We start from the raw sequence: 14,670 nt of genomic DNA, 5'->3' as shown, positions 1-14,670 counted from the left end.
GCATGGGTTTCAACCTTTCCGCCTGGGCGCTGCGCAACCGCCAGATCGTGCTGTTCCTGATGATCCTGCTGGCCGCCATCGGCGCCATGTCCTACACCAAGCTGGGCCAGAGCGAAGACCCGCCGTTCACCTTCAAGGCCATGGTCATCCGTACCCTGTGGCCGGGGGCGAGCGCCGAGGAGGTATCGCGCCAGGTTACCGAGCGCATCGAGAAGAAACTGATGGAGACCGGCGAGTACGAGAAGATCGTCTCGTTCTCCCGGCCCGGCGAGTCTCAGGTCACCTTCATGGCCCGCGATTCGCTGCATTCCAAGGATATCCCCGAGCTGTGGTACCAGATCCGCAAGAAGGTCGCGGACATCCAGCACACTCTGCCGCCGGAGGTGCAGGGGCCGTTCTTCAACGACGAGTTCGGCACCACCTTCGGCAACATCTACGCGCTGACCGGCCCTGGCTTTGACTACGCGCTGCTCAAGGACTACGCCGACCGTATCCAGATCCAGCTGCAGCGGGTCAAGGATGTGGGCAAGGTCGAGCTTGTCGGTTTGCAAGACGAAAAAATCTGGATCGAGCTTTCCAACACCAAGCTGGCCACCCTCGGCGTGCCCATGGCCGCTGTACAGCAGGCCCTGCGCGAGCAGAACGCGGTGAGCACCGCAGGCTTTTTCGAAACCCCCAGCGAGCGCTTGCAGGTGCGGGTGAGCGGGCGTTTCGACACGGTCGAGCAGATTCGCCAGTTCCCCATTCGCGTGGGTGATCGCACCTTCCGCATCGGCGATGTGGCCGAGGTGCAGCGCGGTTTCAACGACCCGCCCGCACCGCGCATGCGCTTCATGGGCGAGGACGCCATTGGCCTTGCGGTGTCGATGAAGGACGGCGGCGACATCCTGGTGCTGGGCAAGGCTCTGGAAGGCGAGTTCGCCCGCCTGGCCCAAGGGCTGCCGGCAGGCATGGAGCTGCGCAAGGTGTCCGACCAGCCGGCGGCGGTGAAGGCCGGGGTTGGCGAGTTCGTCCAGGTGCTGGTGGAGGCCCTGGCCATCGTGCTGCTGGTGAGTTTCTTCTCGCTGGGCGTGCGCACCGGCCTGGTGGTGGCCCTGGCGATCCCGCTGGTGCTGGCCATGACCTTTGCCCTGATGCACTACTTCGGCATCGGCCTGCACAAGATCTCTCTCGGCGCCCTGGTGCTGGCGCTGGGGCTGTTGGTGGATGACGCGATCATTGCAGTGGAGATGATGGCGATCAAGATGGAGCAGGGCTACGACCGGCTCAAGGCGGCCAGCTACGCCTGGTCGAGCACGGCGTTCCCGATGCTCACCGGCACCTTGATCACTGCAGCGGGCTTTTTGCCCATCGCCACGGCGGCGTCGAGCACCGGTGAGTACACCCGCTCGATCTTCCAGGTGGTGACCATCGCCCTGTTGACCTCGTGGGTGGCAGCGGTGGTGTTTGTGCCGTACCTGGGTGAGCGCCTGCTGCCGGACCTGGCCAAGCTGCACGCGGCCCGCCACGGCAGCGACGGGCATGCGCCCGACCCCTATGCCACACCGTTCTACCAGCGCGTGCGGCGGGTGGTGGCCTGGTGCGTGCGGCGGCGTAAAACGGTCATTCTGCTGACCATCGCAGCGTTCGTCGGCAGCATCCTGCTGTTCCGCTTCGTGCCGCAGCAGTTCTTCCCGGCTTCCGGGCGCCCGGAGCTGATGGTCGACCTCAAGCTCGCCGAAGGTGCCTCGCTGAACAACACCGCCGAGCGCGTGCGCCAGCTCGAAGCGCTGCTCAAGCAGCAGGACGGCATCGACAACTACGTGGCCTATGTGGGGACCGGCTCGCCGCGCTTCTACCTGCCGCTGGACCAGCAACTGCCGGCGGCGAGCTTCGCCCAGTTCGTGGTGCTGGCCAAGTCGCTGGAGGAGCGCGAGCGCCTGCGCAGTTGGCTGATCGCAACCCTGGACGAGCAGTTCCCCGACCTGCGGGCGCGGGTCACGCGCCTTGAAAACGGCCCGCCGGTGGGTTACCCGGTGCAGTTCCGGGTGACCGGCGAGCACATCGAGAAGGTCCGCGCCCTGGCCCGCGAGGTGGCGGCCAAGGTGCGCGAGAACCCCCATGTGGTCAACGTGCACCTGGATTGGGAAGAACCCAGCAAGGCGGTGTACCTGAACATCGACCAGGACCGCGCCCGGGCGCTTGGGGTGAGCACTGCGCACCTGTCGAGCTTCCTGCAAAGCTCGCTGACCGGCAGCAACGTCAGCCAGTACCGCGAGGACAACGAGCTGATCGAGATACTGCAGCGCGGCACCGCCGAGGAGCGCCGCGAGCTGGGTAACCTGGGCAGCCTGGCGATCCCTACCGACAACGGCCAGAGCGTGGCCCTGAGCCAGGTGGCGACCCTGGAATACGGCTTTGAAGAGGGCGTGATCTGGCACCGCAACCGCCTGCCGACAGTGACCGTGCGCGCCGATATCTACGGCAAGGAGCAACCGGCCAGCTTGACCCAGCAGATTCTCCCGACCCTGCAGCAGATCAAGGCCGAGCTGCCCGATGGCTATTTGCTGGAGGTGGGCGGTACGGTAGAGGACTCCGAGCGCGGCCAGCGTTCGGTGAACGCCGGCATGCCGCTGTTCATCGTGGTGGTGCTGAGCTTGTTGATGATCCAGCTGCGCAGTTTTTCGCGGATGTTCATGGTGTTTCTCACCGCGCCGCTGGGCTTGATCGGCGTGACCCTGTTCCTGCTGGTGTTCCGCCAGCCGTTCGGGTTCGTGGCGATGCTCGGCACCATTGCCCTGGCGGGCATGATCATGCGCAACTCGGTGATTCTGGTGGACCAGATCGAGCAGGACATCGCGGCGGGGCTCGGCCGTTGGGAGGCGATCATCGAGGCCACGGTACGGCGTTTCCGGCCGATCGTGCTGACCGCCCTGGCGGCGGTGCTGGCGATGATCCCGCTGTCACGCAGCGTGTTCTACGGGCCGATGGCGGTGGCGATCATGGGTGGGCTGATCGTGGCCACGGTGCTGACCCTGCTGTTCCTGCCGGCGCTGTATGCGGCGTGGTTCAGGGTGAAGAAGGACTGAAGCATCGGCCTACGCAATCTCTGTAGGAGCGGCCTTGCCGGGGCGCCGTCCGGTCGAGATGGGGCGCGCAGCGGCCCCAGGATCTCGGCACCATGCATAATCGTCGGGGCTGCTGCGCAGCCCATCGCGACACAAGGCCGCTTCCCACAGAGGTTGCATAAGCTTAAGGCTGGTGCCGTACCAGCAGGAGCCGGCTTGCCGGCGATGAGGCCGGGCCTGGGGGCAGGGCTTGCGGCCCTGTCGCCGGCAAGTCGGCGCCTACAGGTTCGGCATGGCCTCACAGCGCGCCGAAGACCTTCTTGGCAAGGCTGGTGGCGGCCTGCGCCGGGTTCTTGCGAATGGTCTCTTCCTGCTTGGCGATCATCTCGAACAGCCCGTCCAGGGCTTTTTCGGTCACGTAGCTTTCGATATTGGCGCTCTTGGCGTCGATCACGCCCAGGCCTGCGGCTTGCCCGGCGAAGTTGTTGTACTGCTTGGCCAGGCCGACCTGGTCGGTAGCCTGCTTGACGATCGGCAGGAACTTGGCGCGGATCTGCTCGCGGCTGCTCTTGTTCAGGTACTGGGTGGCCGAGTCGTCGCCGCCGCTCAAGATGCCCTTGGCGTCGGTTACGGTCATTTTCTTCACCGCATCCACCAGAATCGCCTGGGCCTGTGGCACGGCAGCTTCGGCGGCCTTGTTCATGCTGTTTTCCAGGGCGTCGACCTGGTCCCCCTTGCCGAACATCTTCATCGCCTTGGCGGCCTTGCCCAGGTTGCCCGGCAGTTCGATGCGCACATCGGGGTTGTTGTTGAAGCCGCCCGGGGTGCTCAGTTGCTTGACGGCAACCTGGGCGCCCTGGGTCAGGGCGTCTTTCAGGCCGGCGGAGGCGTCGCCTTGCGACAGGTCGCTGAGCGACAGGGCCAGGGCGCTGGCCGACAGCAGCAGGCCGGCGCACAGGGTGGTGAAGCGCAGGGAAGTGCGAAGCATGGGGATTTCCTTATGACGAGGGTGGGCTCAGCGTACCGGGTCGACCTTGATCCGCAGCGGCTGCGGGTCGTTGCCGTCGAGGGTCACGCCGTGGTGTTCGGTAGTGATGAACAGTAGCTTGCCGTCCAGCTCGATGCGCGCGCTCACCGCGTAGCGGTGGCCGGGCTTGACCTGGGCGGGGTCGTAAGTCAGGTGGAACGGCAGCGGCACGTTGCCTTTGACCGGGCCGGCCTGGCTGGCCAGGGTCACCGCCGGGGCATCCATCAGCGACACATCCTGCAGGCTCACGCTCAAGGTGGCGGCCGGCGGCAGGGCGCTGCGCTGCAGGTAGAAGACTTCGCCGTCGAGGCTGGCGTGGGGCGCAGGGTTGTGGCTGGAACAGGCTGCGAGCAGGGTGGCGCAGCACAGGGTGAAGAGTTTTTTCATGGAATCTCCGTGGTACCGGGGGCTGGCTTGTGGCCAACCCCAGGAACTCTAGCGGATTTTCACGGGCAGGTGGTCACTGGCGCGGGGCTCGCAGGATGACTTCGCCGAAGTCGCGCAGGTCGTTCGGGCCCAGGTCGCGCACCACATACCCGGCAAGTGCTTTGCTCCGTTCCTGGTTGTACTGCGCCACGTGCAGTTTGAGGCGGTCATTTTCGGTCAGCACGTTGGCATCCAGATACAGCGTGAAAGGCGAGCCATTGCCACCGTGCTGCATCGAGGCCCCGGCGATGTTGCTGCTGACGCGATTGCTTTGGCCGTCCTGCTGGACCCGCAACAAGGTGACGTCCAGATGGGTGTCGGCCTTCACCAGTGCCTCGGGAATCACGACCGACAGGCTGAGCGAGATGACCACAGGTTCGATCGGCATCTTCAGAGCATCGGTTTGCGGGCTGTCGGTTACCGGTTCGAGCTGCAGCGTCAGCGGTCCGATCCGCCGCTGGCCGTCGAGCGGCACTGGCAGGCGGGTACGGACGACCTGCGAGTCCTCGCCCGGTGCGGTGCCGCAACCGGCCTGAAGGGTCAGCGTTTCGCCCTCGGCAAGCGTCGAGCGATCCACGCGCAAGTTGAACGGCATGGGTGAGCCGGTTAGCTGGCAACTGCAATAGGCTATGAGCCGCTGGGACGACGCGGAAACGGCCTTTGCAGTTATCAGCAGGCGTACAGGACCGTCGGTGGTGGGCAGATGGTCAGGTGAAGTGACGCTGCCGAAGATCTCGACGATGTTGGCGTGAGGCATGGGTGACTCCTGTGGGCGCCTGAGTCTGGCGAGATTGCCTTGACGCCCGCCCGCCGACTGTAAAAGCCGCAGCAGCGGCCAGGCAGACGGAACTCTGGCCCACGCAGCCAGCACCCTGCGTGGGCCGATGAATTAGACGATCGCGGCGTCCTGCGGTTCGTCGCGGTGCAGCGCCACCTGGCGGATCGACAGGCGCAGTTCGGCCGACAGCACGCGCTTGGCCACGCCCTCGGCCAGTTCGCCAAGCTTGTCGTGATGCCCCAGCTTGCCGTTGGCATCCGGCCTGAGCACCCCTTCGCGCAGCAGGGTCTGGATGAAGTGGCGGAACAGGGTCTTGTCGAAAAACTCCGGGGCGTTGAGCCCATGCAGAATCGACAGGCGCTGGGCCATCATCACGCACAGCTCCTCCAGCTCTTCGGCATTCAGCGTGTGCTGGCCGCTGTTGAGCAACAGCGAGGTGGCCATGTAGAAACGTTGCAGGGTCTGGGTGATGGTGCGCGCCAGCAGGGTCAGCAGCACGAACTGCTGCGAGCTGGGTGCCGGGCGCAGGTACACGCCGTTCTCGAAGCGCAGCAGGCCTTGCTCCACCAGCGCGGCCAGCCACTGGTCGATGACCTCGTCCAGTTGCTCGGGCTCCCAGCGCAGGAACAGCTCGGACTGCAGGTAGGGGTACAGCGCCTGGACGTACTGGCCGACCAGCTCGCGGCTCATGCGCGAACTGCTCTGGAAGAAGCTCGCCAGCAGCGCCGGCAGGGCGAAGATGTGCAGGACGTTGTTGCGGTAGTAGGTCATCAGCACCGCATTGGCTTCGTCCAGGTACAGGATGCGCCCCAGCGCGTCCTTCTGCTCGGCCAGCAGGTTCATGCCTAGCACGTGCTTGATCAGCGCCTGGCCGTCGCCTTCGGGCAGGGTGGTGTGCGCCGAATACGGCACCTGGCGCAGCAGCGCCAGGTACAGGTCGAGCACCCGGGTCAGGGCGCGCTCGTCCAGGGCCAGGCGGCTGGTGGACAGCAGCGCCAAGGCCACCAGGTTGACCGGGTTGACCGCCGCCGCGCCGTTGAGGTGGCGGGCCACGGTCTCGCCCAGGCGGGTGGTGGTGTCGTTGAGCCAGGCCGGGCGGTACTGCGGGGCCAGGTCCTGCTCGCGCCAGCCAGGTTGCTGCTGGTCGAGAAAACCGGCGAGGCGAATCGGCTCGCCGAAGTTCACGTACACCTGGCCAAAGCGCTGCTTCAGCGCGCCGATGACCTTGAAGATGTCGAAGATCGACTCTTTCTTCTTGCTCGCCCCGCGCAGTTCGCCCAGGTAAGTGCGGCCTTCGAGCACCCGCTCGTAGCCGATGTACACCGGCACGAAAACGATGGGTGTGCGCGATGAGCGCAGGAAGCTGCGCAGGGTGATCGCCAGCATGCCCGGGCGCGGCTGCAGCATGCGCCCGGTGCGCGAGCGGCCGCCCTCGACGAAGTACTCCACAGGGAACCCCTTGGTGAACAGGGTGTGCAGGTATTCGTTGAACATCGCGGTGTACAGCGGGTTGCCCTTGAAGGTGCGGCGCATGAAGAACGCCCCGCCGCGGCGCAGCAGGCCGCCGATCACCGGCATGTTGAGGTTGATGCCGGCGGCGATGTGCGGCGGGGTCAGGCCGTTGCGGAACAACAGGTACGACAGCAGCAGGTAGTCGATATGGCTGCGGTGGCAGGGCACGTAGATCACCTCGTGCCCCGGGGCGATGCCCTGCACCTGCTCGATATGGTTGACCTTGATGCCGTCGTAGATCTTGTTCCAGAACCAACTCAGCACCACTTCGAGGAAGCGGATGGCGGTGTAGGTGTAGTCCGAGGCGATCTCGTTGCCGTAGTGCAGCGCCTTGGCCTCGGCCTTGGCGTAGGGGATCTTCTCGCGCTCGGCTTCGTCGCTGATGGCCTGGCGCACCAGCGGGTCGTGCACCAGGCCCTTGACCAGGTTGCGTCGGTGCGAAATATCCGGGCCGATGACCGCGGTCTTGAGGTTGCGAAAGTGCACCCGCATGACGCGCTGGGCCATGCGCACGGTGCGCTCGTGGCCTTTGTTGTGATCGACCAGTTCGCGCAGGTGGATGGGCGCGGAGAACTGCACCCGGGTCTTGCGCCCGAGAATCAGGATGCTGAGCAAGCGGCGCAGGCGCCCGGTGACCGCCCAGCTGTCGGCGAACAACAGCTTCCACGGGCTCGATTCACTGGCCGGGGTCTGCCCCCAGAACACGCTGACCGGGATGATCTGCGCGTCTTCTTCGGCATGCTGGGTGATCGCCGCCACCAGGCGTTCCAGGGTGGGAGGGGCGCCGCGTTTGTCGTGGCGGCCGAGCCAGTCGGGGTCGGGGGTGAGGTAGAAGAACGCCGCCGGCTCCTGCAGCGGGCCCACCGCCACCGACAGTACCGGGCGCGGCAGCCCTGCTTTGGTGCATTCGTGGTCGATCACCGCCAGGTCGGTGAGCGAAGGCGAGGGCAGGGCGTAGAACACCGGGCGGCTGCGGTCGAGCTTGAGGGGCAGCGAGGACTGGTTGATGGTTTCGGAGCGCACCCACAGGTACAGCACGCGACGCAGGGCGCCGAAGATCAGGCGGCGCAGGGGAGAACGGGTCATGGGGTTGGTGCCCTGGATGTTATGTTCGGTGATTTTCCAAGGCATTAGTCTGCCGTATCTGCGTAAGTTCAGCAAAAATCGGCAAAAGTACGCCTGGTCATGAAATTTTTTTAATCGCTGCCATATACTCGGCCTGGCGCTTGCTTGCTAATTGGGCAAGCCGCGACGGTGCGGGCTGTGAGCCCATGCCGGCAAGGCGATCTTCAAAATAAAAAACCGGAGTAGTTCAGATGTCGTCTCGTGAGGCTGGGAATGTGAAGTGGTTCAACGATGCCAAGGGTTATGGCTTCATTCAGCGCGACGGTGGTGCGGATGTATTCGTCCACTATCGGGCGATTCGCGGTGAGGGGCATCGCACCCTGGTCGAAGGGCAACAGGTTGAATATGCGCTGGTGCAGGGCCAGAAAGGCCTGCAGGCCGAAGACGTCGTCGGTCTCTGATCGGCGCCTCTCAAGCGCGCCGCTACCCCTGTAGGAGCGGGTTTACCCGCGAACACCGGCGCAGCCGGTGCCATGCACCGCGTCGCATGCTTCGCGGGTGAACCCGCTCCCACAGGGGCTATGTTGAATCAGTGCGTTACTGTGTACGCCAGGTGATTTCCTCTTCACCGTCGGCGCTGATGCGTACCCAACGGTCGGCATCTTCTTCACCATCTTCTTCAGCCCAGCCACCCGGCGCGCAGCGTACTTCGACGTTGAGTGCGGCAAACGCTGCGCGGGCGCAGGCGATATCGTCGGCCCACGGGGTCTGGTCGCTTTCCAGGTACAGGCTGTTCCATTTCCCTACAGCCTTCGGTAACCAGGTGACCGGAATGTTACCGGCCGTGCACTTGAAGGTCTGGCCTTTTTGCTTCCATTCGCTGCATGGGCCCAGGGCTTGGGCCAGCCAGTCGGCGATCTGCTTGTGATCGACGTCGGCGTCCTTCAGGTAAATCTCGATATCGGGTTGGCGCATAGGGGCTCCGGTGTGCTCAGTCTTGGCGCACAAAATAGTCATAACGCATGGAAACCGTGACCTCGAACGGCTCGGGCTGCTCAATCACCCGGGCACGCTTCTCGGCGCTGGCGCGCCAGCCGTGGGGCGTCATGGCCAGCAGGTCGGCGCGGGCCTTGGCGTCGGCCAGGCTCAGGCGGAACTCGAGGATTTCGCTGTGGGCATGGGCCATGCCTGCGGGCACCAGGGCCAGGTGCTTGTCGTCGGCGTAGGGGCGCACTTCATCGTAGAGCACCTCGCGCAGCTCCATCAGGTGGCCGCTGGTAGGACCCACCCGCATCAGGCCGCCGCCGGGCGCCAGCAGGCGCCGGGCCTCGGCCCAGTCCAGCGGGCTGAACACGCTGGCGATGAAGCCGCAGCTGGCGTCCGTCATGGGCACGCGGGCCATGCTGGCGACCATCCAGGTCACTTCCGGCGCGCGGCGGCAGGCGCGCTTGACTGCTTCGCGGGAGATGTCCAGGGCATAGCCGTCGGCCGCCGGCAAGGCCTGGGCGATCTGCGCGGTGTAATAGCCTTCGCCGCAGCCGATGTCCAGCCAGGCGCCGGGCGCGCGCTCGGCGGCCAGCGCCGCCAGGCGGCGGGCCACCGGGGCGTAGTGGCCGGCGTCGAGGAAGTCGCGGCGGGCTTCGACCATGGCCTGGTTGTCGCCCGGGTCGCGGCTGTTCTTGTGCTGCACCGGCAGCAGGTTCAGGTAACCCTGGCGGGCGCGGTCGAAACGGTGGCCGGCCGGGCAGGCCACGCCGTTGTCGAGCTGCGCCAGCGGCGCCTGGCAGAGAGGGCAGGCGAGCATCAGGCGAGCAACCGCACCAGGGTCTGGTAGTAGATCTCGGTCAGCAGGTCGAGGTCGCTGGCCAGGATGCGCTCGTCCACCTGGTGGATGGTGGCGTTGACCGGGCCCAGTTCGACCACCTGCGTGCCCATGGTGGCGATGAAGCGCCCGTCCGAGGTGCCGCCGCTGGTGGACGGTTGGGTGGTGCGGCCAGTGACCGCGTGGATGCTCGAGGACACCGCATCGAGCAAGTCGCCCGGCTCGGTGAGGAACGGCAGGCCCGACAGCGCCCAGTCGATGCTCCACTCAAGCCCATGCTTGTCGAGGATCGCCGCGACGCGCTGCTGCAGGCCTTCGACGGTGGACTCGGTGGAGAAACGGAAGTTGAACAGCGCGGTCAACTCGCCTGGTACCACGTTGGTGGCGCCGGTGCCGGAGTTCAGGTTGGAGATCTGGAAGCTGGTGGGCGGGAAGAACGCATTGCCTTCGTCCCAATGCTCGGCGGCCAGCTCCGCCAGGGCCGGTGCGGCCAGGTGGATCGGGTTGCGCGCCAGGTGCGGGTAGGCCACGTGGCCTTGCTTGCCGCGCACGGTCAGCCTGGCACCCAGCGAGCCACGGCGGCCGTTCTTGACCACATCACCCAGCAGGGTGGTGCTCGACGGTTCGCCGACGATGCACCAGTCCAGGCGCTCGTTGCGCGCTTTGAGCAGTTCGACCACAGCCTTGGTGCCGTGGTGCGCCGGGCCTTCTTCGTCGCTGGTGATCAGGAAGGCGACCTTGCCGCGGTGGTTGGGGTAGTCCTGCACGAAGCGTTCGCTGGCCACCACCATCGAGGCCAGGCTGCCTTTCATGTCGGCAGCACCACGCCCGCAAAGCATGCCATCGGCGTCGATCAGCGCATCGAACGGCTCGTGCTGCCACTGCTGCACCGGGCCGGTGGGCACCACGTCGGTGTGGCCGGCAAAGCACAGCACCGGGCCGTCGCCGTTGCCATGGGTGGCCCAGAAGTTGTCAACGTCCTCGAAGCGCAGCGGCTCGAGCTGGAAGCCGACCGCGCCCAGTCGGTTCATCATCTGGGCCTGGCAATCGGCGTCGACCGGGGTGACCGATGGGCGGCGGATCAGGTCGCAGGCCAGTTGCAGGGTAGGCGAAAGCTCGGCGGGGGCCGTCATGGGGAACTCCGGGGCAAGGCGGGGAAAACTGAGGGGCGTTATCTTATATCAAATGATTTCAGCGGGCACGGGCTGCTTCGTGGGAGCGGGCTTGCCCCGCGAATCGATCGCGCGGCAAGCCCGCTCCCACGGGTCTCAAACGGCTTGTGCTTCAGCGGCTTTTTCAGCCGGCTTGGGCAGCGACGACAGCAGCGCCATCACCAGCGCTGCCAGGTACGGCAACGACTGCACCAGCAGCATCGCCACCCAGAAGCGCATGTCCGAACTCGGTAACCCCTGCACCAGGTAGATACCCAGTGCCGCGCCCCACAGCAGCAACATGATGAACAGCTCTTCGCGGGCTTCCGAAATCGCCACCAGCAGCCCATGGCTGTCGGCGTTCTTCGGCGTGCGGAAGAACGGCATGCTGCTGGTGAAGAAGCCGTACAGCACCGCCTTGGCGATGGTGTGCGACAGTGCCAGGCCCGCCAGGGCGGCGGCGAAGGCGTCCTTGAGGTTGACCCCCACGGCGCGGCGGTAGAGGAACACGATCTTGCCGACCTTGAAGAAGAACAGCGCCAGTGGCGGGATGGCGAACATCATCAGCGGCGGGTCGACCCGGTGCGGCACGATGATCATCGCCGCCGACCACAACAGCGCGCCGACGGTGAAGAAGATGTTCATGCCATCGGCAATCCACGGCAGCCAGCCGGCCAAAAAGTGGTAGCGCTGGCCACGGGTCAGCTCGCTGCCCTTGCCGCGCAGCAGGGCGCCGGCGTGGTGCTTGATGATCTGGATGGCGCCGTAGGCCCAGCGGAAGCGCTGCTTCTTGAAGTCGATGAAGGTGTCGGGCATCAGGCCCTTGCCGTAGCTGTTGTGGGCGTAGGCCGCCGACAGGCCCTTTTCGAACACCCGCAAGCCAAGCTCGGCGTCCTCGCAGATGCACCACTCGGCCCAACCCAGCTCTTCGAGCACGGTGCGCCGGGTCATGGTCATGGTGCCGTGCTGGATGATCGCGTCACGGTCGTTGCGGGTGACCATGCCGATGTGGAAGAAGCCCTTGTACTCGCTGTAGCAAAGCTTCTTGAAGGCGCTCTCGTGCTGGTCGCGGTAATCCTGCGGCGATTGCACCACGGCGATCTTCGGGTCGGCGAAGTGCGGCACCATGTGCTTGAGCCAGTTGCGGTCAACGCAGTAGTCCGAGTCGATCACCGCAATCACCTCGGCGTCCTTGGCGGTGTGCGGCAGCAGGTAGTTCAGCGCGCCACCCTTGAAGCCGGCCAGTGGCGCGACATGGAAGAACTTGAAGCGCGGCCCGAGTTTTTCGCAGTGGGCCTTGAGCGGTTCCCACACCGCCGGGTCCTTGGTGTTGTTGTCGATCACCAGCACTTCGTAGTCGGGGTAGTCCAGCGCGGCGAGCGCATCGAGGGTCTGTTTGACCATCTCCGGCGGCTCGTTGTAGCAGGGTACATGCACCGAGACCTTCGGGCGGTAGGCGCTGTCCGCCTGCACCGGCAGGAACTCGCGCCGGCGCTTGTGTATCCACACCGCCTCGGCCAGCTCGTGGGCTTCGGTCAGCAGCACGATGAACACCCCCAGCGCGCCAAGGGCCAGCAACACGCCCACGGTCAGGCTGAACCAGGTGCTGTATTGCTGGCTGTAGTCGTAGGCGATCCACACCAGCACCGACCCGCACAGGAAGGTAATGAAGGTGAGGAAGGTGCGCCCGCGCTGGCGCAGGGCCGAGCCGTCGATGAACAGCACCATCAGGGCGATCATCGCCAGTACCACCGAGGCCACCGCCAGGGCGCGCCACTGCGGGATGGCGACCACCGGCCCCTCGAAGTTGAATTTCTGCTGGCGCTCGGCGTTGTACACGCCCCAGTAGGCGCCTACCGAGCCTTCGTCGCTGGCCTTCCACGGCTGGTCGTAGGCCTCGATGACGAAGTAGTTGTAGCCGCGCCGGTTGAGGGTGTTGACCAGGGTGCGCAGGTAGATGGCCTGGTCGGCCTGGGTGGCGTCGGCACCGCCGCGCATGCGGCCGTTGCTTGGCCAGCCGACCTCCGACAGCAGCAGCGGCTTGCGAGGGAACTGCTTGCGCAGGTCGCGGGCACGGTCCAGCACGAACTGCACCGAGTCCTTCATCGGCACGAACTCCCAGTAGGGCAGAATGTGCGCAGCGATCAGGTCGACGTGCTTGGCAAGCTCCGGGTGTTCCTTCCAGATGTGCCACTGCTCGCTGGTGGTCACCGGCACTTTTACCGCCGCACGTACCCGGTCGAGGTAGCCGATCAGTTGCTCGGGGGTCACCTCTTCGCGAAACAGCGCTTCGTTGCCCACCACCACCCGCACCACGCTGCGCGAGGTGTTGGCCAGGCCAATGGCTTTTTCGATCTCGCGCTCGTTGCGCTCAATGTCGGTGCTGATCCAGATACCCAGGGTGACGCGCATGCCCAGCTCTTCGGCCAGTTGCGGGATCTCTGCCTGGGTGCCCTCGACGGTGTAGATACGGATGTTGTCGGTGAGCTTGTTCAGCTGTTCCAGGTCCTGGCGCATCTCGTCCGGGGTAGGGTACTGGCCCTTTTGCGGGCTTTCGCCAAGGCGAAACGGCGAGTACGAGAACCCGGAGATCTGCTCCGGCCAGGCGGGGGCGGACACCGGGCGGTTGATGAGCGCCCAGAACCCGGTGAACAGCGCGGCGATGGCCAGGACCACCACCAGGTTGAGGCCGAACTTGCGTGATGACATAGGTGTGCGAGGTTCCGAAGAGGGGAGCGGGCGGGGCCTATGGCCGTGCAAAGCCTGCACTGCCCGGTAAGGCAGGGCATTGGATTTGGCACACGGGAGGAAGTTCTGAACCCGCTCGGTTGTCGTCCAGATCTTTTTTATGTGTAGGACATTAAAGCAGGCTTGGTGGCCGAGTGGCCAACGGCAGCCCTGGATCGGGCTGATTGCCCTATAATGCGCGCCGGTTTTTTCCAAGGTGGCAGCATGAGCACAGAAGATCCACGCTTTGCCGGCGTTGCCCGGCTGTACGGCGACGAGGGCCTGCAACGCCTGGGCCGGGCCCATGTGGGGGTGGTCGGTATCGGCGGGGTCGGCTCGTGGGTGGCCGAGGCCCTGGCGCGCAGCGGCGTGGGCGAGATCAGCCTGTTCGACCTGGACGATGTCTGTGTCAGCAACACCAACCGCCAGGCCCATGCCCTGGAAGGCCAGGTGGGGCGGGCCAAGGTCGAGGTGATGGCCGAGCGCCTGCGGGCGATCAACCCGGCTATTACCGTGCACGCGGTGGCCGACTTCGTCACCCGTGACAGCATGGCCGAGTACATCACCGAGCAGATGGACTGCGTGATCGACTGCATCGACAGCGTGATGGCCAAGGCGGCACTGATTGCCTGGTGCCGGCGGCGCAAGATCGCCATCGTCACCACCGGTGGTGCAGGCGGGCAGATCGACCCGACGCAGATCCAGGTCGGCGACCTCAACAAGACCTTCAACGACCCGCTGGCCTCACGGGTACGCTCCACCTTGCGCCGGGACTACAACTTCTCGCGCAACACCAGCCGCAACTATGGCGTGCCGTGCGTGTTCTCCAGCGAGCAACTGCGCTACCCCAAGGGCGATGGCAGCGTTTGCCTGCAGAAGAGCTTCGTCGGTGAAGGCGTACGCCTGGACTGCGCCGGCGGGTTTGGTGCGGTGATGATGGTGACTGCGACCTTTGGCATGGTTGCGGCGAGCAAGGCGATCGAGAAGTTGGTGGCCGGGGCGCGTCGGCCTTCGGAGCGGATCAAGGCAGAATAACGGCGCTGGCATCTTCGCGGGCAAGCCCGCTCCCACAGGGTATGTGGCGCCCTTACGAATTCTGTTCTCTGCGCGACAGC

11 protein-coding genes are annotated in these 14,670 nt (G+C 65.4%); 3 read left to right on the top strand and 8 right to left on the bottom strand.

What is annotated here, in order from left to right; genetic code table 11:
• Positions 1 to 2: 2 nt before the first annotated feature.
• Positions 3 to 3,068 carry an efflux RND transporter permease subunit gene (locus tag KSS93_RS23610; RefSeq protein WP_217886210.1) on the top strand — a complete coding sequence of 1,022 codons (3,066 nt, stop codon included), beginning with the start codon at positions 3 to 5 and terminating at the stop codon, positions 3,066 to 3,068.
• Between the two features lie 277 nt (positions 3,069 to 3,345).
• Here the strand turns inward: KSS93_RS23610 and KSS93_RS23605 are convergent, their stop codons facing one another.
• From KSS93_RS23605 to plsB, 4 genes are all read right to left on the bottom strand, one after another.
• Positions 3,346 to 4,035 carry a DUF4197 domain-containing protein gene (locus KSS93_RS23605; RefSeq protein ID WP_217839989.1) on the bottom strand — a complete coding sequence of 230 codons (690 nt, stop codon included), beginning with the start codon at positions 4,033 to 4,035 and terminating at the stop codon, positions 3,346 to 3,348.
• A 27-nt stretch (positions 4,036 to 4,062) separates the two neighbouring features.
• Positions 4,063 to 4,461, bottom strand: coding sequence for a YbaY family lipoprotein (locus tag KSS93_RS23600; RefSeq protein ID WP_217886209.1), 399 nt, complete (start codon positions 4,459 to 4,461; stop codon positions 4,063 to 4,065).
• A gap of 73 nt (positions 4,462 to 4,534) precedes the next feature.
• Entirely contained in the window at positions 4,535 to 5,257 is a 723-nt protein-coding gene (locus KSS93_RS23595) for a hypothetical protein (RefSeq protein ID WP_217886208.1), read from the bottom strand.
• A 132-nt stretch (positions 5,258 to 5,389) separates the two neighbouring features.
• The gene (plsB, locus tag KSS93_RS23590; protein ID WP_217886207.1) at positions 5,390 to 7,876 is read right to left on the bottom strand and encodes a glycerol-3-phosphate 1-O-acyltransferase PlsB; all 2,487 of its coding nucleotides are present in this window, start codon (positions 7,874 to 7,876) and stop codon (positions 5,390 to 5,392) included.
• A 230-nt stretch (positions 7,877 to 8,106) separates the two neighbouring features.
• Between plsB and KSS93_RS23585 the strand changes: the two genes are divergently transcribed.
• Entirely contained in the window at positions 8,107 to 8,316 is a 210-nt protein-coding gene (locus KSS93_RS23585; protein WP_217886206.1) for a cold-shock protein, read from the top strand.
• Positions 8,317 to 8,452: 136 nt separating this feature from the next.
• Here the strand turns inward: KSS93_RS23585 and KSS93_RS23580 are convergent, their stop codons facing one another.
• From KSS93_RS23580 to KSS93_RS23565, 4 genes are all read right to left on the bottom strand, one after another.
• Positions 8,453 to 8,830, bottom strand: a complete 378-nt coding sequence (locus tag KSS93_RS23580) for a hypothetical protein (RefSeq protein ID WP_217886205.1) — start codon at positions 8,828 to 8,830, stop codon at positions 8,453 to 8,455.
• Between the two features lie 16 nt (positions 8,831 to 8,846).
• On the bottom strand, positions 8,847 to 9,659 hold the full coding sequence (locus KSS93_RS23575; protein ID WP_217886204.1) for a putative RNA methyltransferase: 813 nt from the start codon (positions 9,657 to 9,659) through the stop codon (positions 8,847 to 8,849).
• Entirely contained in the window at positions 9,659 to 10,810 is a 1,152-nt protein-coding gene (gene dapE / locus KSS93_RS23570; protein ID WP_217886203.1) for a succinyl-diaminopimelate desuccinylase, read from the bottom strand. The genes KSS93_RS23575 and dapE overlap by 1 nt, the downstream gene beginning before the upstream one ends.
• A gap of 135 nt (positions 10,811 to 10,945) precedes the next feature.
• A complete protein-coding gene (locus KSS93_RS23565; RefSeq protein ID WP_217886202.1) occupies positions 10,946 to 13,537 on the bottom strand; it encodes a glycosyltransferase in 2,592 nt (863 codons plus the stop codon).
• Between the two features lie 243 nt (positions 13,538 to 13,780).
• On the opposite strand from KSS93_RS23565, the gene tcdA reads away from it, so the two are divergent.
• Positions 13,781 to 14,590: a tRNA cyclic N6-threonylcarbamoyladenosine(37) synthase TcdA gene (tcdA, locus tag KSS93_RS23560; protein ID WP_217886201.1), complete on the top strand. Its 810-nt coding sequence runs from the start codon at positions 13,781 to 13,783 to the stop codon at positions 14,588 to 14,590.
• Positions 14,591 to 14,670: the final 80 nt, after the last annotated feature.

The sequence above is a fragment of the Pseudomonas xanthosomatis genome, assembly GCF_019139835.1.
Classification (GTDB): Bacteria; Pseudomonadota; Gammaproteobacteria; order Pseudomonadales; family Pseudomonadaceae; genus Aquipseudomonas; species Aquipseudomonas fakonensis.
Note: the sequence above shows the minus strand (reverse complement) of the source record. Positions and strands in the feature narration are given on the sequence as shown.